The 18,108-nt window shown below is 73.7% G+C and carries 15 protein-coding genes; 7 read left to right on the top strand and 8 right to left on the bottom strand.

Annotation, left to right across the window (positions count from 1 at the left end; genetic code table 11):
• Positions 1-169 precede the first annotated feature (169 nt).
• On the bottom strand, positions 170-862 hold the full coding sequence (locus tag ABZY33_RS18205; protein WP_356492596.1) for a metal-dependent transcriptional regulator: 693 nt from the start codon (positions 860-862) through the stop codon (positions 170-172).
• Positions 863-1,072: 210 nt separating this feature from the next.
• Between ABZY33_RS18205 and ABZY33_RS18200 the strand changes: the two genes are divergently transcribed.
• A complete protein-coding gene (locus tag ABZY33_RS18200; RefSeq protein ID WP_356492595.1) occupies positions 1,073-1,837 on the top strand; it encodes an SIS domain-containing protein in 765 nt (254 codons plus the stop codon).
• A 33-nt stretch (positions 1,838-1,870) separates the two neighbouring features.
• Here ABZY33_RS18200 and ABZY33_RS18195 read toward each other — a convergent pair whose 3' ends face one another.
• The gene (locus ABZY33_RS18195; protein ID WP_356492594.1) at positions 1,871-3,250 is read right to left on the bottom strand and encodes a PAS domain-containing protein; all 1,380 of its coding nucleotides are present in this window, start codon (positions 3,248-3,250) and stop codon (positions 1,871-1,873) included.
• Between the two features lie 694 nt (positions 3,251-3,944).
• Between ABZY33_RS18195 and iscB the strand changes: the two genes are divergently transcribed.
• Positions 3,945-5,297 (top strand): RNA-guided endonuclease IscB, encoded by a 1,353-nt coding sequence (gene iscB, locus ABZY33_RS18190; protein WP_356492599.1) that lies wholly within the window; start codon positions 3,945-3,947, stop codon positions 5,295-5,297.
• A gap of 264 nt (positions 5,298-5,561) precedes the next feature.
• Here the strand turns inward: iscB and ABZY33_RS18185 are convergent, their stop codons facing one another.
• The 3 genes from ABZY33_RS18185 to ABZY33_RS18175 form a co-directional block, all read right to left on the bottom strand.
• Positions 5,562-7,133 (bottom strand): transporter, encoded by a 1,572-nt coding sequence (locus ABZY33_RS18185; RefSeq protein ID WP_356492593.1) that lies wholly within the window; start codon positions 7,131-7,133, stop codon positions 5,562-5,564.
• Positions 7,130-7,912 carry an ABC transporter ATP-binding protein gene (locus ABZY33_RS18180; protein ID WP_356492592.1) on the bottom strand — a complete coding sequence of 261 codons (783 nt, stop codon included), beginning with the start codon at positions 7,910-7,912 and terminating at the stop codon, positions 7,130-7,132. Before ABZY33_RS18180 ends, ABZY33_RS18185 begins: the two co-directional genes overlap by 4 nt.
• 79 nt (positions 7,913-7,991) lie before the next feature.
• Entirely contained in the window at positions 7,992-8,678 is a 687-nt protein-coding gene (locus tag ABZY33_RS18175) for a bifunctional DNA primase/polymerase (RefSeq protein WP_356492591.1), read from the bottom strand.
• A 315-nt stretch (positions 8,679-8,993) separates the two neighbouring features.
• Between ABZY33_RS18175 and ABZY33_RS18170 the strand changes: the two genes are divergently transcribed.
• Together ABZY33_RS18170 and ABZY33_RS18165 are read left to right on the top strand one after the other, a co-directional pair.
• Positions 8,994-10,382: a transcriptional regulator gene (locus ABZY33_RS18170; protein WP_356492590.1), complete on the top strand. Its 1,389-nt coding sequence runs from the start codon at positions 8,994-8,996 to the stop codon at positions 10,380-10,382.
• Between the two features lie 152 nt (positions 10,383-10,534).
• Positions 10,535-12,094 (top strand): hypothetical protein, encoded by a 1,560-nt coding sequence (locus ABZY33_RS18165; RefSeq protein WP_356492589.1) that lies wholly within the window; start codon positions 10,535-10,537, stop codon positions 12,092-12,094.
• A gap of 22 nt (positions 12,095-12,116) precedes the next feature.
• Here ABZY33_RS18165 and ABZY33_RS18160 read toward each other — a convergent pair whose 3' ends face one another.
• Positions 12,117-13,385: an ABC transporter substrate-binding protein gene (locus tag ABZY33_RS18160; RefSeq protein WP_356492588.1), complete on the bottom strand. Its 1,269-nt coding sequence runs from the start codon at positions 13,383-13,385 to the stop codon at positions 12,117-12,119.
• 117 nt (positions 13,386-13,502) lie between these two features.
• Here ABZY33_RS18160 and ABZY33_RS18155 point away from each other — a divergent pair, with 117 nt between their 5' ends.
• Both ABZY33_RS18155 and purU read left to right on the top strand, forming a co-directional pair.
• On the top strand, positions 13,503-14,003 hold the full coding sequence (locus tag ABZY33_RS18155; protein ID WP_356492587.1) for a hypothetical protein: 501 nt from the start codon (positions 13,503-13,505) through the stop codon (positions 14,001-14,003).
• Positions 14,004-14,088: 85 nt separating this feature from the next.
• The gene (gene purU, locus ABZY33_RS18150) at positions 14,089-14,967 is read left to right on the top strand and encodes a formyltetrahydrofolate deformylase (protein ID WP_356492586.1); all 879 of its coding nucleotides are present in this window, start codon (positions 14,089-14,091) and stop codon (positions 14,965-14,967) included.
• Positions 14,968-15,440: 473 nt separating this feature from the next.
• Here the strand turns inward: purU and ABZY33_RS18145 are convergent, their stop codons facing one another.
• Positions 15,441-16,721 (bottom strand): zf-HC2 domain-containing protein, encoded by a 1,281-nt coding sequence (locus ABZY33_RS18145; protein WP_356492585.1) that lies wholly within the window; start codon positions 16,719-16,721, stop codon positions 15,441-15,443.
• A complete protein-coding gene (locus ABZY33_RS18140; RefSeq protein ID WP_356492584.1) occupies positions 16,718-17,290 on the bottom strand; it encodes a sigma-70 family RNA polymerase sigma factor in 573 nt (190 codons plus the stop codon). The genes ABZY33_RS18145 and ABZY33_RS18140 overlap by 4 nt, the downstream gene beginning before the upstream one ends.
• Before the next feature lie 311 nt (positions 17,291-17,601).
• Here ABZY33_RS18140 and ABZY33_RS18135 point away from each other — a divergent pair, with 311 nt between their 5' ends.
• On the top strand, positions 17,602-17,976 hold the full coding sequence (locus ABZY33_RS18135; RefSeq protein WP_356492583.1) for an STAS domain-containing protein: 375 nt from the start codon (positions 17,602-17,604) through the stop codon (positions 17,974-17,976).
• Positions 17,977-18,108 lie beyond the last annotated feature (132 nt).

The following is an 18,108-nucleotide window of genomic DNA, read 5'->3' as shown; positions in this document are numbered from 1 at the left end:
AGCGGCGCCAGGTGACGGACCGGGCCAACGGGACGACGGACGGGGTGCTCTCCCCCGACGGCGAGTGGATCTGGTGGTTCAGCGACACCGACGGGAAACTCCCTCAGGGGCGCGGGGAACTGCGCGCTCGGACCCCGCTGAAGTCGGGCTCGAAGAACGGCGGGCACGCCTATCGCTTGGCCACGAACACATGCGAAGCAACATCCGCCACCAACTCCGCCGCCTCCCCACTGCTCCCCACCAGCACCCCACCCGGCGACTGCGTCACACTGACCACAGACCCGGGCTGCACCCCGGCCCGCCGCAACGTATACATCAGCTGCGCATCCGTCTGGATCGGCTCACCGATACGCCGCACGACGACCGTCTTGCCGTCCGCACCAGGGTCCAGATCGGCCAGCGACACCATGCCCTCGTCCAGGAACGGATCCGCCCCGTCCTTCTCGCCCAGCTCCTCAAGGCCCGGGATCGGGTTCCCGTACGGCGACTCCGTCGGATGCCGCAGCAGCTCCAGGACGCGCCGCTCCACGGCCTCGCTCATCACGTGCTCCCAGCGGCACGCCTCCGCGTGCACCTGCTCCCACTCCAGGCCGATCACGTCGACCAGCAGACACTCGGCGAGCCGGTGCTTGCGCATCACGCGCGTCGCGAGCCGGCGCCCCTCGTCGGTCAGCTCCAGATGGCGGTCGGCGGCGACGGCGACCAGGCCGTCCCGCTCCATACGGGCCACGGTCTGGCTGACCGTCGGGCCGCTCTGGTCGAGCCGCTCGGCGATCCGGGCGCGCATGGGGACCACACCTTCCTCTTCGAGCTCGAGGATGGTGCGGAGGTACATCTCCGTGGTGTCGATCAGTCCGGACATACGTGCCCCTCGTGTAGCTCTGCTCCGTGACGGCCCCGCGGCCGCCGCGACGCTCCTGCGCCGGCCCTGCCCCCAATTCTGACGCATACCGCTGACAACGGTCCCGCGCCAGGGGAACGGCGGCCCGGCAGAGCACCGGAGGCGTATTGACACAACCCTGGTCCAGACCGCACCGTGATCCGCGACACCACGACGCAAGGGGCTACGCAGATGCGCGAGACCAAGCCGGCGACGCAGTATCTCGACGCCGCGATCAGCCTGCTCCAGCGGGTCCGCGACGAGGAGACGGCGAACATCACCGCCGCCGGCACCCTGCTCGCCGACACCGTCATCGCCGGCGGCCGCCTCTTCGCCTTCGGCGCCGGACACTCCTCGCTCGCCGCGCAGGACGTCGTCTACCGCGCGGGCAGCCTCGCCCTGATGAACCTGCTGGCCGTCCCCGGCGCCGTCGGCGTCGACGTCATGCCCGCCACCCTCGGCTCCGCGCTCGAACGGGTCGACGGCCTCGCCGCCGCCGTCCTCGACTCCAGCCCCGCCACGGCCGGCGACGCGCTGGTGATCATCTCGCTCTCCGGCCGCAACGCGCTCCCCGTCGAGATGGCCATGAACGCCCGGGCGCTCGGCCTCAAGGTCATCGGCGTCACCTCCCTCGCCTACGCGAGCGGACCCGACGCCCCCCGGTCCCGGCACGCCTCCGGCACGTACCTGCGCGACCACTGCGACGTCGTCCTGGACTCCAAGATCGCCGTCGGGGACGCGGAGCTCGGCCACGAAGGGGTCGACGCCCCCTTCGCCTCCGCCTCCACCGTCACCACCAGCGCCCTCATGCAGGCCACCCTCGCCACCTGCGCCACCACCCTCGCCGACCGCGGCATCCAGCCGCCCCTGCTGCGCTCCGGCAACGTGGACGGCGGCCACGACTGGAACGCCAAGGTCTTCGCCGAGTACCGCGACCGCATCTTCTACCAGCACTGACGAGCGCCCCCCGGCCGGCACCGGGCGGCGCGCTCAGCCCCCGGCCCCGCCCAGCGCCGCCAGATCCACCGCGGCGGCGATACGTGCCGCCACACTCTCCGCGTACATCGCGTCCCCCCGCTCGAACCGGGCCCGGCTCGCGCCCCGCAGGAACGTCACCACCCCCAGCGTCCGCCCCCGGCTGCGCAGCACCGCGCAGAGCGCGAACACGGACCCCTCCGGCCACTGCCGGGCCGCCGCCCACCGCCCGGCCTCCGCGCCGCCCGGCTCCGGCGCCCCGGTCCGCACCGAACCGGCCCGCTCCACGCACTGCACCGCCGGATGCCCCTCCCCGTACCGCACCGGCAGCGTGCCCCGCGGCACGAGAAGACTGGCGCCGGGCGCCCCCGAAGGCGTCGCGGCGGCGCGCACCAGCCGCAGCGGCTCCTCGTTCTCCACCAGGTCGATCAGCGCGTGGTCGGCGAAGCCCGCCAGCGCGAAGTCCAGATGGACGGTGGCCGCCTCGGCCGGGTCCTCGCACTCCGCGGCGGCCCGCGCGGCACGGTGCAACTGATTGGCCCGAAACCGCAGTTGCGCTGCCTCCTGCTCCACGAGCCGGGCCTCGGTCACGTCCTGGAACAGCCAGCCGACACCCAGCGGCACCGGCTCCTCGGCCAGCGGCGACGAAAGCCGTACGAACCCGCTCCGCCAGCACCTGCGCTCGGGCCGCCCGCCGGCCTCGCCGGGCACCCGCAGCGTCACCCACACCTCCATCGGCGACGGCGGCGCCCCCTCCGCCAGTACGTGGCCGAGCGCCCCCTCCAGCTCCTCCACGCCCTGGCCGATCAGCTCACCCAGCGGACGGCCCAGAAGGGCGGTGCGCCCGGAGCCCAGGGCCCGCGCCGCGTACGCGTTCACCACGGCGGGCCGCAGGTCGGCGTCGACCAGCACCACACCCCACGCGGCGTCCTCGAACAGCGCCTCGCTCAGCGCGATGGACCGCTCCAGGTCGATCTGCGCGTGCACCTCGCTGAAGGCGCAGTACACCCCGACGGGCTTGCCGTCGGCCCCCGGCACGGCCGCGGACTGGGTCCGCACGAGGACCCGCCCCCCGTCCTTGGTCACGAGCGCGAACTCGTGCACCTGCCGCCCCGGCGCGTGCATCGCGGCCAGCAGCCGCCCCTGCACCTCGTCCGCGTCGGCCGGCCGCACAGCCCACCCCGCGAACCCCGTACGCCCCACGGCCTCCGCCGCCGACCAGCCGAGAATCCGCTCGGCCTCCCGGTTCCAGTGGGTCACGACCCCGTCGGCGTCCAGCGCGCAGAGCGCGGCGTCCATCCCGTCCAGCAACGCGGCCAGCAGCTCACCCCCGTCCCGCCCGGGCTCATCGGGCCCGAGCGCGCCGGCGGTCCCCGTACGCCGGGAAGCACTCACCTGGCACCCCCTGCAGGCTGTGTCGGCGCTACGGAATCGGCGCGGTCCTCGTACTGCTCCAGATCATTCAACTCGAACGTGACGCACCGCACACGGAGTTCGGTCAACTTCACGCCACCCGATGTGATCATCCACCCAGCATGCCCGGACGTCCATGACGCGTCTCGACCACCCCGCCTCTGCGTCCCGCTCCTTACCAGTCCACTGGGGAGGAGACCCGAAGAAGCGCGGATATTCGCGCATTCGTGCAGGACGCGGCTCGGGGCCGGTGGTCCCGGCCGGGAAGCCGTAGCGTCGGCGCCGTACACGAGAGGGGAGGCCACCTGTTCCCCGGCCGGAAGGCCGATGGGTGGCCAGCCCGAGTCATCGCGATGAAGGAGCTGTCGCTTCGGTGACTACGTTTCCGATGGGCGAGCAGACCCACTCCGGCGTGCTTCCTCAGCGCCGGACTCTGGAATCCGTGGGAGCAGACAACCCTGGGAGCAGGGACGAAACGGCTCACGGACTTCCCGGCGGTGGCCGGGGCACCGGTCGGAGACATGGGCGAGGGGAGACCGGCGGGAACGACAGCGCGTCCCGTCGGCGTCACACCGGTCCTGCGGCCTCGGCGGCAGGGACGGTAGAGAACGAGGGCGGTGACGCTCTCGCTTCCCGGCGCGACGAACGGTGTTTCGGCGCGGGATGGGTATTCGTACTGGCCAGGGAGGGGCGGCCGCTCATGCCGTGCCATCCGGCGCGCGCCCGGGAACTGCTGGGCAGGGGCAGAGCCGTGGTCGTGCGGCAGATCCCGTTCACCATCCGGCTGCGGGACCGGACGCGCACCGAGTCCGAGATCGAAGGAGTGCAGCTGCGCATCGACCCGGGCTCGAAGGGGACCGGTATGGCTCTGACCGACGAGAAGCGCGAGGTCGAAAGGGGCGGCGGCACGGTGACCGTCCGCCGCGGTCTGCTCGGCATCGAGCTGCGGCATCGAGGCGACGGCATCAGCCGCTGCCTTCGACAGCGTGCTGGTTTCCGGCGCAGGCGGCGCACGGCCAACCTCCGCTACCGGGCTCCGAGATTCGGCAACCGGGCACGACCGGAGGGCTGGCTGCCACCATCGGTCCGGCACCGGGTGGACACGACGGTCTCACTCGCCACCCGCATCTGCCGTTACGCGCCGGTGACGGAGATCCACGTCGAATGTGCGGCTTTCGACACCCACTCCCTGAGTGTGGGCCGCAGGCTGACCGGCCCCGCGTACGGAAGGGGTGTCCTTGCCGGGACGGACGTCCGGGCCGAGCTGCGAGCGAGGTGGGGCGATGCCTGTGCCTACTGCGGCGCCTCGGCCGTTCCGCTCAACATCGAGCACCTGCATCCGCGCAGTCGGGGCGGATCGGACCGGATCGCCAACCTTGTCCTCGCCTGCGTGCCCTGCAACCGGGCGAAGGGAACCCAGTCCCTGCGGCGCTTCCTCGCCCACGACGCCGTCCGGCTGGCACGCGTGCTCGCGCACGTGCGGCCTTCCCTGCGGGACGCCGCGGCGATGAACTCCATCGGCCGCCCCCTCGTCCGGGCCCTGGGTGCTCTCGGCAAGCCGGTACAGAGCTGGCCTGCGGCGCTCACCCACAGGAACCGTACGGCCTCAGGGCTGGACAAGACGCATACGCTCGACGCCCTCGTGGTCGGGCCGTCCGCCGGCGGCGGCGCCCCCCTCGCCGTACGGGTGCCGCACCAGGTCCTCGTCGTCACGGCGACGGGCCGGGGCTCCTACGCGCGTACGACGCCGGACCGGTTCGGCTTCCCCCGCCTGCGACGTGCACGGGGCAAGCGCCACTTCGGGTACGTCACGGGCGATCTGGTGCGCGCGACGATCCCGCGTGGACAGTGGGCGGGCGTCCGGACCGGGCGTATCTCGGTCCGGGCCAGGGGGCAGCACAGTCTCGCCACGCCGCACGGCCGGATCAATGTCTCGTATCGATGGCTGCGCCTGGTCCAGCACGGTGACGGCTACGCCTACAGCCGTCGGTGGGAGGCCGGTTCTCCGCTGTTCCGAAAAACCGCTTGAGTGCCGGCACATCGGTTCCTAGGCTGTGGTGCACAGAGGAGAGGAGGTGGTTCGGAGCATGTATGCCCACCGGACGTCTGAGGTGACTGCGGGCTAGCGGCCCGTCGTCGCATCTCGGATTCGGCGCCGGACCGGCACGTGAGTGTTGGCGTGCAGCCGGCCCTATTCCCAAGCAGTCACCCGACCCGCGAGCCGCCGGTACGTCCGGCCGGCTTCCGACCGTCTCGTACGGGAGGAACCACGGCTCGCGGGTCGTCTGCGTGTTCAGCCCTTGCTGACCGCCGTCAGGATCTCCGGCAGCCGTGCCGCCGTGCGCGGGGCCGCCAGGCGCAGGCCGAGGTGGGTCGCCGCCGCGCCGTAGGCCGCGCCGACCGGCAGGAGCGTCCAGGTCCAGGCGGTGGACCCGGTCGCGTGCAGGGCGACGGTGAGCGCGAGGACGGGGGCGCAGAGCAGGGCCGCGGCCACCATGCCGCCGAAGATGGAGATCCAGGCGAGCCCGGCCTGGCCCGGCGCGACGTTCTTGTAGCCCTCCTGCGGGATCGAGTAGGGGAAGCGGGCCGAGGACCAGGCGCCCGTCGCGAGCATCGCGCCCAGTAGGGCGAAGGAGAGGCCCAGCACCTCGGCGAGGTCGCCCCAGGCGCCGAGCAGCGCCGTGGTGACGACGGTGACGAGCGTCGCGTAGGGCAGCGTGATCACGAGCAGGGCCAGGGCTCGCGCGCGCATCTCCAGGTAGGCGTCGCGGGGCGAGGCGATGGTCATCGCCACTATCCAGAACGCGGACGTGTCCTGCCCGAACTGGTTGTACATCTGGATGCCGAGCATGCCGGCGGCGAAGCACGCGAAGTAGACGGAGCCGGTGCCCTGGAGCGCGTTGAAGACCGGCACGATCAGGCCGATGGCGAGGGACGTGATCCAGGCGGCCTTGGTCTTCGGGTCGCGCCACACGTAGCGCAGGGTCCGTTCCATGACGACGCCGGTGCGGCCGTCGGGGAGCCGGCGCCGCCCGCCGCCGGTGCGCCGGCGGGTGGGCTGTGCCGCCTGGACGGTCGAGCCGTCGGGGGAGGTCATCAGGCGGGTCAGGGCGCGCCGCCAGAGGGTGAGCAGGGCCGCCAACCCGGCTGCTGTGAGCAGGAGTTGGGCGGCCGCCCGGAGGTAGGCGCCGTCGCCCGCCGCGTCGACCGCGCCGATCGCCGCGGCCGGCGGGATCCAGCGCAGCACGTCCGCGACGGGGTCGAGCGCCCCCACGCCGCCGGCCGAACCGAGGCGCTGCACCCCGAAGTTGACGAGCTGGGCGCCGACGGCGACGACGAGGCCGCTGAGGACGGCGAGGTCGCGGCCCTTGCGGCTGGTGAGCAGCCGGATGTTGGCGGCGGCGACGGCCCGGGCGAGGGCGACGCAGGTCAGGACGGTGAGCGGCACCGCGAGCATGGCGACGAGGGCGGCGCCGGGACCGCGGGCGGCGGCGTACGCGGCGCCGGCCGCGAGGCAGAGCGTGAACAGCGGGCCGATGCCGACGAGGGAGGCCACGAGCAGTCCGCGCACGAGCGCGTCGGGGCGCAGCGGCAGCATCGCGAGGCGGGTCGGGTCGAGGGTCTCGTCGCCGCTGGGGAAGAAGAGCGGCAGGACCGCCCAGCCGAGCGCGAGCAGGGCGGTGAGGAGGGTGCCGACGGTGGCGGCGTGGGCGTTGCCGTGGAGCAGGACGAGGCCGAGGAGCTGGAGCGCCGTGATCAGCAGGACGACGGTGACCGAGGCGAGGTAGGCGGCGCGGCGTCCGGCGGAGCGGCGCAGGCCGTTGCGGAGCAGGGCGAGTTTGAGCCGGACCAGGACGCGGGTCACCGCGCGCCGCCGAGCCAGTCGAGGGCGGTGCCGCCGTCGCGGCCGCCCGCTCCGACGAGTTCGAGGAAGGCTTCCTGGAGGGTGGCCGCGGAGCCCTTCACCTCGGCGAGGGGCCCCTGGGCGCGGATGCGGCCGGCCGCCATCACGGCGACCCAGTCGCAGAGCGATTCGACCAGTTCCATGACGTGGGAGGAGAAGACGACCGTGGCACCGCCGTGGGTGAAGCGCTCCAGGACGCCGCGGATGGTCTGCGCGGAGACGGGATCGACGCCCTCGAACGGCTCGTCCAGGAAGAGGACTTCGGGGTTGTGCAGGAGCGCCGCGGCGAGCCCGATCTTCTTGCGCATGCCGGTCGAGTAGTCGACGACGAGCTTGTGCTGGGCGGTGGCGAGGTCGAGGACGTCCAGGAGCTGGGCGGCGCGTCTGTCGACCTCCGCGCCGGGCAGACCGCGCAGCCGGCCGGTGTAGGCGAGGAGTTCGCGCCCGGAGAGGCGCTCGAAGAGGCGCAGGCCCTCGGGCAGGACGCCGATGCGGGCCTTGACCTCGGCCGGGTCGGCCCAGACGTCGTGGCCGGCGACGTGCACGGTGCCGCGGTCGGGCCGCAGCAGGCCGGTGAGCATGGACAGGGTGGTGGTCTTGCCGGCTCCGTTCGGGCCGACGAGTCCGATGAACCTGCCTGCGGGGAGGGCGAGTTCGATGCCCGCGACGGCGGTCTGTGGGCCGAACGCCTTCCACAGGTCGTGTACGCGTACGGCGGCCGGTTCCTCGGTCGGGGTCACCGGGGCGCGCTCCCTTCGTCGGCGTCAGCGTGCGTCCGGGCACGATACGTCGGCGGCCGGGCGGGTGCGGTCAGGGGGCTCAGCCGCGCCGTCCCTCGCGCGCGCAGGCGTAGGCGAGGGGCGAGAGGAGTTCCTCGGCGTCGGGCAGCCAGCGGTTGGCGGCGGTGGGGCGGCAGGCCCATTGGGCGGCGCCCCGGTTGCCGAAGCGGGTGGGCGGCGCCGCCACGTAGCGGCCCTCGCCGAGGGTGACGAGGTCCAGGATGGCGGGCGGCCAGCCGAGCCTGCGGACGAGGTCGGGGACCTTGAGGCCGGCGCCGGGCAGCACGAAGAAGTGCATGCGGCGGTCGGGGGTGCAGGTGACCGGGCCGAGGGTCAGCTCCATGCGCTCCATGCGGGCGAGGGCGAGGAAGCCGGCGGTCTCGGGGACGTCGATCGCGTCGAAGGTGCGGCCGGTGGGGAGCAGGATCGACGCCGTCGGCTGCTTCGACCACAGGCGGCGGGCGCCGGTCGCGCTGCCGGTCGCCTGGGCGGCCCAGTCGGGGCGCGCGGGGTGGGCGCCGGGCGCCGGGCACGCGCCGTCGCCGCAGGAGCAGCGCTGCACGCCGTCCACGTACTCCAGCGAGGTGCCGGGGACCACGTCCCAGTGCCGCTCCTCCGCGTAGCGCACGGCCGCGTCGAGGAGGCTGTCGCCCCGCTGCTGGGGGATCTGTCCGGCGGCGGTGACGGGTGAGGTGACGTCCGGGGTGCCTGCGAGGGTCTCTTCCACGACGTTCTCAACTCCCGCCGCCATTCGGGGTTACGGGCGGACACGCGCGCGGCACGGGAGCATCGTTCCCGCATGTGGGGCGCATGGATGCATGGGCGGGGGCGCGCACGCGAGACGGCCGCGGGGGGTGGGTAGGGCGGTGAGGGAACGAGGGGGAGGGCGAGGAGGAGGTGCCACCGGGCGGCGCCACGCCGAGTGCGCGGTTTGATACCCGTTTGTGGTGCATCTTCCGTTTCTCCGCCGGGCAGTGATCACATCGGCCGGCTGCCCTCGCAGCCGGGACACCGGGAGACGGGCACAGCAGGGGGTAACGCCATGGCCGCACGGCCACTCGTCGCGCGACAGCCCAACGAACGCTTGCAGGCACTCATCCAGGAGGCGGGGTGCTCGAACGCGGGCCTGGCCCGCCGGGTCAACATGTGCGGAGCGGAGCACGGCCTCGATCTGCGGTACGACAAGACGTCCGTGGCGCGCTGGCTGCGCGGGCAGCAGCCGCGCGGCCGGGCCCCGGGCATCATCGCGGAGGCGCTGGGCCGCAAGCTCGGCCGGACCGTGACGATCGACGAGATCGGCATGGCCAACGGCAAGAACCTCGCCTCCGGCGTCGGCCTGCAGTTCTCGCCGACCGTGCTCGGCGCCATCGAGCAGGTCTGCGAACTGTGGCGCAGCGACGTGGGGCGGCGGGACTTCCTCTCCGGTTCCTCCGTGGCCTCCTCCGCGCTCGTCGAGCCCAGCCGCGACTGGCTGATCTCGGTGCCCGACTCGCAGGTCGGCCGGGCGGCCGGGCCGCGGGTCGGCCCCTCGGACGTGGCGGCGGTGCGGGCGATGACGCGGGCGCTGACCGACCTCGACCACCAGTACGGCAGCGGGCACGTGCGCCCGGTGCTCGTGCACTACCTGAACAGCGTGGTCAGCGGGTTGCTCGCCGGCTCCTACCGGGAGGCGGTCGGGCGCGAACTGTTCGCGGCAGTCGCGCGGTTGACGGAGCTGGCCGGATACATGGCCGTCGACACCGGGCAGCCGGGGCTCGCCCAGCGGTACTACATCCAGGCGCTGCGCCTTGCCCAGGCCGCCGGGGACCGCGGCTACGGCGGATACGTGCTGGCCGCGTCGATGAGCCACCTGGCGGCGCAGCTGGGCAATCCGCGCGAGATCGCCCAGCTGGCCCGCGCGGCGCAGGAGGGCACGCGCGGGCGCGTGACTCCGCGCGCCGAGGCGATGTTCCACGCGGCGGAGGCCCGCGGCCACGCCCTGCTCGGGGACGCCCGGGCCGCGCAGCTCTCCCAGGGCGCGGCGGTCGACGCGATGGAGCGGGCCGACGGAGTGGCCGGCTGCGGTGACGACCCGGTCTGGATCGGCCACTTCGACCACGCCTATCTCGCCGACGAACTCGCCCACTGCCACCGCGATCTGGGGCAGGCGCGGGAGGCGGCGCGGTGGGCGCAGGAGGCGCTCGACGGGCACCCCGAGTCGCGGGCCAGGCGGCGCGCCATCGGCCTGGTCCTGCTGGCCACGGCGCAGGTGCAGCAGCGCGAGGTGGAACAGGGCTGTGCCACGGGACTTCGGGCCGTGGAGCTGCTCGGCACGCTGCGCTCCAACCGGGGCGCGGAGTACCTGGAGGACTTCAAAGAACGGCTCGAACCGTTCGGAGAGGAGCCGGTGGTACGGGAGTTCGGGGCGCGGGTGGAACTTCAGGCGGCCTGAATCCGGCGCCCGGCGCGTAAACAGCGCTCACCTGCGTTGTTTTGTTACTCCCGGCACGGGGGAGGCTTCCTTGATTTGAGGTGCGTAGCACGGGCGTGCGGGGACCCGGTAGCGTGAGCCGACGATTCCGACCCCCATACGTAGGAGTCCCGGTGACGCAGCAGCGCGGACACGGAGAAGATCCGCATCTTCCCGCGGCACGGCAGGCACGTGAAGGTGTCGTGCTGCCCGCCGACGGCGGAGAGCCTCTGTTGCCGGGCACCTTCGGCGACCAGGCGGGGCCCGCGGGCGCCTCCCCGTGGGGCCAGCCCTGGGGCCCCGAGACGCAGCAGCCGGGCGCCGCCGGGCCGATGCCGACCTACGAGTGGGGCCGGCCGCAGCCGGGCGCCCCGCTGCCGCCGCAGAGCCCCGCCCAGCCGCTGCCGCCCGCCGCGCCCACCGGGTACGACGGGACGCAGGACGGCGGCTCCGGCGCCGGGTACGCCGGTTCCTACGACGCGTACGCCTCGTACGACAGCGATGCCACGCAGTACATCGCGCCGGTCGCACAGCCACAGCCACAGCCGCAACCGCAGCCGTACGCGCAGTCGCACCAGCAGTCCTACGCGCACCAGCAGCCGCAGCCGTACGCGCAGCCGCAGCCGCACCAGGAGCCGCCGCACGGGCACGGCGCCGCCCCGCTGCCGCCGGAGGCGCCCGTCGCCGACGCCACGCAGTTCCTGGGCCGGGCGGTGTCCCGGCCGATGCCGGGGGCGCTGCCCGACGCGGTGCCGGGCGGCCCGGACAGCGAGGCGACGCAGTACATACCCCCGGTGCCCGCGCAGCCCTCACCGCCGCCGCAGGGCACCTCCTACGACGTCCGGCCCGGCGCGCCGGGCGAGCGGCAGCCGCCCGCCGAGTTCGACGCCCTCTTCCGTACGGAGCCCGAGAGCGCGGCCGGATCGACGCAGCAGATGCCGCGCTTCGATCCGCACGCCCAGCAGCCGCGCCCGGCGCCGCACGCCGCGCACGGACCGGGCGGCCGCGGCCCGCAGGCCCCGCCGGAGCAGCCCTACGAGCCCCGGCCGCCGCGCCGCCCGGCCCGCACCGGCTCCAAGGTCCCGCTGATCGCCGCGATCGGTGTCGCGCTCCTCGTCGTCGGCGTCGGCGCGGGCGCCCTGCTCAGCGGGGGCGGCGACGACGAGAAGACCGACGCCACGAAGACCGTCTCGGACTCCTCGCCCGCCGCCTCGGACGCGTCGTCACCGGCCGCGGACCCCGCCAAGACGCAGGCCGTCGCCCTCGACAAGCTGCTCGCCGACTCCAACAACAGCCGCGAGGCGGTCGTCGGGGCCGTGGCGAACATCGGCGCCTGCAAGGAACTGCCCCCCGCCTCCCAGGCCCTGCGGGACGCCGCGACCCAGCGCGCCAACCTCGTGACGCGGCTCGACGCCCTCGCCGTGGACCAGCTCCCCGGCAACGCCGCGCTCAAGGACGCCCTCACCAAGGCGTGGAAGGCGTCCGCGTCGGCGGACACCCACTACGCGGCCTGGGGCGACCAGGCCGCCGGGAAGAAGGGCTGTCACAAGGGGCGGGCCAAGGTGACGGCGCAGCGGCACGCGGGCGACGCGGCCAGCCGGACGGCGTCCACCGAGAAGACCAAGGCCTCGGGCCTGTGGAACACCATCGCCGCGAAGTACGGGCTGACCCAGCGCTCGGCGGTGCAGCTGTAGCAAAGCCGGGCGGGCGCCCCGCTCAGGGCGCCTTCGCCAGGGTGTCCGTCACGTCCACCGCGTCCCTGCGGGTCGCGACGAGCCGGCCTCCCCGCACCTGCTGGAAGGTGACCCGGGCGTTGACCAGGCGGGGGAAGTCACCGGCCGCGGACATGTGGTCGTAGCTCCAGCGCAGCGGTGGCGTGAGGCCGCCCGTCGTGATCCGGCGGCCCTGGTCGAGCGAGCGGCGCAGCGCCCGCGCGCTCACCTCGCCGTTTCCGGCCCCCTCGACCAGCTGTTTCAGGACGGTGTACGCGATCCAGGTGGTCTGCACGCCCGCGTCCGCCGGGTCGATCCGGTTGTCACCGAACGCCTGTTCGTTGATGGCGTCGCGCATCCGCTTCCAGCGCGCGTCGTCGGCCGCCGGGTACCAGCCGGTGACGTACGCGCCCTCGTACGGGCTGCTCGCGCCGCCGGTGCGGTTGATGACGCTCTGGTCGACGCTGCCGAGGACGCTCGCCGTGCGCACCGCCGGATACTGCGCGCGCAGCCGCCGGAACGAGTCGAAGAACGTGGCCGTACGGTCCCCGAGCACGGCGGCGACACAGCCGTCGGCGAGCGGGTCGGCGCTCGCCGCGCGCAGCGCCCTGCGGGCCTGGCCGCCGTAGTCGGACGCGTTCTCCGGGGCGCGCAGATCAATGGCGGCGGAGCGGTCGCGCAGCGCGAGCCCGGTGGTGAGCAGGTCGGGCAGTTCGTCGCCCGCGATGGTGTCGGGGCGGATCAGGACGGTGCGGTCGCAGGCCCCGGCGAGCTGTTCGCCGTTGCCGGCGAGCAGGGCCGCCTGGCCGCCGTTGACCGGGTAGGACAGCGGGCTGGTGAACTCCGCGTCGGTGACGCCGTAGCCGCCGATGTAGGGGATGCCGGCGGACTCCAGCGGTGAGAGGAAGGCGCGGCCGTGCTGGCTGTAGGAGCCGACGACCGCGACGGCGTCCCGGTCGACGGCGGAGCGCGCGCACTTGGCCGCGCCCACGCTGTCGTTGTGGTCGTTGCAGGTCAGGACCTTCAGCGCCCGGCCGCCGAGGCCGCCGTGGGCGTTGACCCAGCGCGCGTACGCCCGTGCCATGGCGGGCATGCCGGGCATGTTCGTCGCGTCGGTCTTCTCCGGGGCCCAGGTCATCACGGTGACGCTGTCGCCGCCCGCGCCGTCCGCCGTGCCGGGGACGAGTCCGCAGCCCGCCACCAGGGCCGCGCCCACAGCGGCGGCGGCGAAGCGGACGGTGCTCTTGCTGCGGGTGTGACGCCGATGGGTCATGGACCCGCACGATTCCCCCGCACACCGAACCACCGAGTGACCCGCGGTCGACACCGGGTGACACGGAGGTGAATTACGGGGGGAGGTCGGGGCGTTCCGGGACGGGACGTACGATCGATGACCGTGCAAAGCTCGGAGAACTCTTCCCGCCGCGGCCGTCGCTCCACAAAGATGGGCGCCATGCCACTCAACGACATGCCGTGGTGGCGCTGGCGCAGCAATGTGCGCTCCGCGCTGCACATGCTCTCCGACCCCTCCTTCCAGCGGGACGTCTGGCTGGCCGGCGTGGACGGGTACGGGGACGTGACCGACGCCGTCTACCGCCTGGTCGAGGACACCTGGCTGGACAACTGGTCCGCCGAGAAATACGTCGGGACGATATTCCGGGACTCGCAGGAGGCGGCGCTCGTCGACACCGCCGTGCTGCGGGTGCTGCGGATCATGCACCAGGTCGGCCCGGACGCACCCGTCTCCGCCTACCTGGACGACCCCGGATGGCCGGACGCGGTCCGTTCGGCGCGGGACGCGCACGTGCGGCTCGCCACGAGCGACGGCGAGGACCCGGACACCGCGCCCCGCACGCTCGACGTGCTGCGGATCATGACGCGGGCCGCGTAGCGCGGGCCCGCTCGCCGGCTGATCGGGGCGTCCGGCACCCAAGACGTGCCGACGCCGGACGCCGCCGATGTGCGAACCTTTTCGCATGAACGCGTCCGCGCCTGTCGCCACCGGCCCCGATCAGTACGTCCTCACGCTCTCCTGCCCCGACAAGCAGGGCATCGTGCACGCCGTGTCGAGCTACCTCTTCATGACCGGCTGCAACATCGAGGACAGCCAGCAGTTCGGTGATCACGACACGGGACTGTTCTTCATGCGCGTCCACTTCAGCGCGGAGGCGCCCGTCACCGCGGAGAAGCTGCGCGCCAGCTTCGCCGCGATCGGGGACTCCTTCCAGATGGAGTGGCAGATCCACCGGGCCTCGGACCGGATGCGGGTCGTGCTGATGGTCAGCAAGTTCGGGCACTGCCTGAACGACCTCCTCTTCCGCGCGCGGATCGGCGCGCTGCCCGTGGACATCGCCGCCGTCGTCTCCAACCACACGGACTTCCGCGAGCTGGTCGGCTCCTACGACATCCCCTTCCACCACATCCCGGTCACCAAGGACACCAAGGCCCAGGCCGAGCAGCAGGTCCTCGACCTGGTGCGGGCGGAGGGCGTCGAGCTGGTCGTGCTCGCGCGCTACATGCAGGTGCTCTCGGACGACCTGTGCAAGCAGCTGAGCGGGCGGATCATCAACATCCACCACTCTTTCCTGCCGAGCTTCAAGGGGGCGAAGCCGTACCACCAGGCGCATGCGCGCGGGGTGAAGCTGATCGGGGCGACGGCGCACTATGTCACCGCCGATCTCGACGAGGGGCCGATCATCGAGCAGGAGGTCGAGCGGGTGGGGCACGACGTCACTCCGGACCAGTTGGTGGCGGTGGGGCGGGATGTCGAGTGCCAGGCGCTGGCGCGGGCCGTCAAGTGGCATGCGGAGCGGCGCATTCTTCTCAATGGGCGGCGCACGGTGGTTTTCGCCTGACGTCTACGCTGGCCGCTTCTTGGGCGGGCCCGCACGGGGCTGCTTTGCGCAGTTCCCCGCGCCCCTGAGGGGGTCGCCTGCCCGCGGCCCGGTGGGGCTTCTCCTAGGTAGCTGCTTGCCCGCGGGCCGGTGGGGGCTGGTCGCGCAGTTCCCCGCGCCCCTGAGGGGGCTTGCGGCTTCGCCGCTGCCCCCAGGGGCGCCCGATGAGATGGCGCACGAAGTGCGCGTCTCGGGGGCGCGGGGAACTGCGCGAGAAGCCCCACCGGCCCGCAGCCGAAAACGTGGGCGCACGCAGTGCGCCTTTCAGGGGCGCGGGGAAAATGGGGGCGCACGTAGTGCGCTTCTCGGGGGCGCGGGGAACTGCGCGACCAGCCGCGATGCGAGGCGCGCTCGGCGGGCTTGCCAGGGGCGCGGGGAACTGCGCGACCAGCCCTCGCCGGGTCGCGGCCGGGGCCCGTTACAAGCGGGCAGCGTTATAGGCGACTCAGCGCTGCCGTGGCCGAGAGGACGTCGCGGATCGCCGCCCGGTCTCCCACCTGCCCCGCAGCCGCCTCGTCCGGCGAGACATGCCCCGCCGCAAGCCGGCAGAACTCCACCCCGTCGAGCGCGACATGCGCCACCTCCCGCCCGCCGCCACCCCCGTCGAGGGAGATCAGCCACTCACCCCCGCCCGCCCCCTCGACCTCCAGCCGCACCACACGACCGGGCCCGACCCCCGCCACGGGGGCGAGGAGGCCACTGTCGCGGCGGGCGGCGAGCGAGCCGGGCAGCATCCGCGCGGCGAGCTCGATCATGCGCCCGAGGTGGCGCGGCGCGGGCGGCTCGTAGGGGTAGTCGACGGCGTCCGCGATGTCCCCGGCATGGATCCAGCACTCGAAGGCCCGGTCGACCATGGCATCCCGCAGCGCGAGCTCGAAGTCGCCGTACGAGACGGGCAGCCGCCCCGAACCCCCGGCCCCGCCGCGGTCCGACCCGGCGAAGGAGACCGTGCGGATCAGGGCGTGCGACTGGTCCCGCCAGGTCCCCCGGACGGCCCGGGACGCCGGCAGCCACCCGGCCCGCCAGTACGCCTCCGTACGCGCCGCGGGCCCGAGCCCGCTCAGCGCGGCGGCGGCCCCCGCGCGGTGCCCGGCGCCCGCCGGCGGATCGTCGAGGCCGAGGGCGCGGGCGACCAGGGCGTCGACACCGGTCAGATGGGCGATCACCCCGGCGACCGTGGTCCGGCGGCCGACCTGCTCCTCGCCCTCGTACCAGCGCAGCCGCACCGGCGCGTGCCACTCGTCCTCGCCGATGTCCTGGAGCAGCGCGTCGAGCCGGGCGGTCTCCGCGTCGTACGGGGCGGCCCAGCCGGGGACCGGGATGCGCGCCGGGCGCCGGCCGAGGCAGCCCTCCAGGACGCGGGCGCGCAGCATCGGATCGAGATCGAGGGACTCCTCGGCGTGCAGCAGGCCGACGGCGTCGCGCAGCCGCAGCGCCTCCTCGGCGCAGGCGCCGCAGAGGTCGAGGTGGGCGTCGACGGCGGCGGACTCCTCGGGCGAGCAGGCGGCGAGGGCCCAGGCGCCGAGCAGCGAGGTCAGGACGCGGTGCTCCAGGACGAGCGCGGCGGGCGGCCGCGGCAGGGGGCGCGCGCTCTCCTCGACGGAGACGCGCGGCGGCGGTATGCGGGGCGCGCCGCCCGCGCGCTGTCCGCCCTCCGCGTCCCCGCCGAAGGGGTCGAAGGGGTCGAAGCGGCCCGGCCCGTGCTCACCGTTCACTCCGGCCTCCCGGGCCGGCCGGGCGGGGCCCCGCTGTCGTGCGCCGTCGAGAGCAGCTGGAGGCCGAGCCGCAGCCGGCGGCGCGCCTCGTCCTCGGTGACACCGAGATCGGCGGCGGTCTGGCGGTAGTCGCGGCGCTGGAAGTAGGCCGACTCCAGGGCGGCCCGCAGCGGGGCGGGCATCGCCGTGACGATGTAGTCGGCGCGGGCCGCGGCGGAGGCGTGGCGCACCTTGCGCTCCAGGTCCTCGGTGGTGCCGAGGCCGGTGCGGGCGAGGACGGCCGACTCGGTCCTGCGCAACTGCTGGACGGCCTCCTGGTGGGTGAGGGTGGCGAGGTAGGAGCGCAGCGGTCCCTGCCGGGGCTCGTACGCCTCGGGGGTCTCCCAGATCCGGGTGAAGACCTCGCGCGTTATCTGGTCGGCGGCGTCCTCGTCGTCCAGGACCCGGTGGGCCAGGCCGTGCACCAGGGACGCGAAGCGGTCGTACAGCTCGCCGAGCGCGGCGGCCTCGCCGTGCGCGAGGCGCTGCTGCATCCTCCGGTCCCAGCGGGACGGAGTCTCCTTGGGCATGGGGCCCCCTCACCGACCGCCCGTGGTGCTGAACTGCTGAACTGTTCTGCCTAGTAACCGAATGTAGACCGCGGCACCGGTACCGCACCTTCCTTTACACATTGTGCGCGCCGGTGTGGTAGTGGATGGTAAAGAACGGCGCCACGCAGTGACCGTAACTGATCGAATACGACCGGCCCGGTTTTCACAAGGTCATATGTGATAGGCCTGCCGGGGTGTTTCAGCGCCGCCGCCGCCGGGCAGCCGCGCTGTGCAAGCGTAGTGACAGGTTCCGGATCTGGATCACCGGCGAGCGGGAGGAGGGGTGGCGCGTGACGCTCAGGATGAGCGAGAGCGGACGGGGCGGGTGGGCCGTCGTACGGGTGTCGGGCGAGATGGACCTCGTGACCTCACCGGCGCTCCGCCAGCAGGTCCACGACGCGGTGGCCGACGGCCGCCACAGTCTCGTGCTCGACCTCTCCGACGTGCTGTTCTGCGACTCCAGCGGGGTCAGCGTGCTGGTCGCCGCCCGCCGCCTGATGCGCTCCTGCCAGGGCCGGCTCCGGCTGATCCTGCCGGCGCAGGGCGCGGTCGACGGCTCGCACGTGAACCGGGTGCTCGCCGCCCTCGGCGTCCGCCGTCTCTTCGAGGTCTACCCGGACGTCGCGGCGGCCGTGGACGACGAGGCCGAGCCCCTGTCGGCCTGAGGGCGGCGCGAGGCCGCCCCCGCGGGACGGAAATCCAGCGGCCTTGCCCCAACCCCCGTACTTCCGGCCCTGGTCGGGGCCTGTCCGACGTACGCTCCCAGGGGTAGGACCCACCGATGCGAGAGGCGGCTC

The organism is Streptomyces sp. NPDC006552 (assembly GCF_040611655.1).
Lineage (GTDB): Bacteria > Actinomycetota > Actinomycetes > Streptomycetales > Streptomycetaceae > Streptomyces.
The sequence above is the reverse complement of the archived record's forward strand: the minus strand, read 5'-3'. Positions and strand labels throughout refer to the sequence as shown.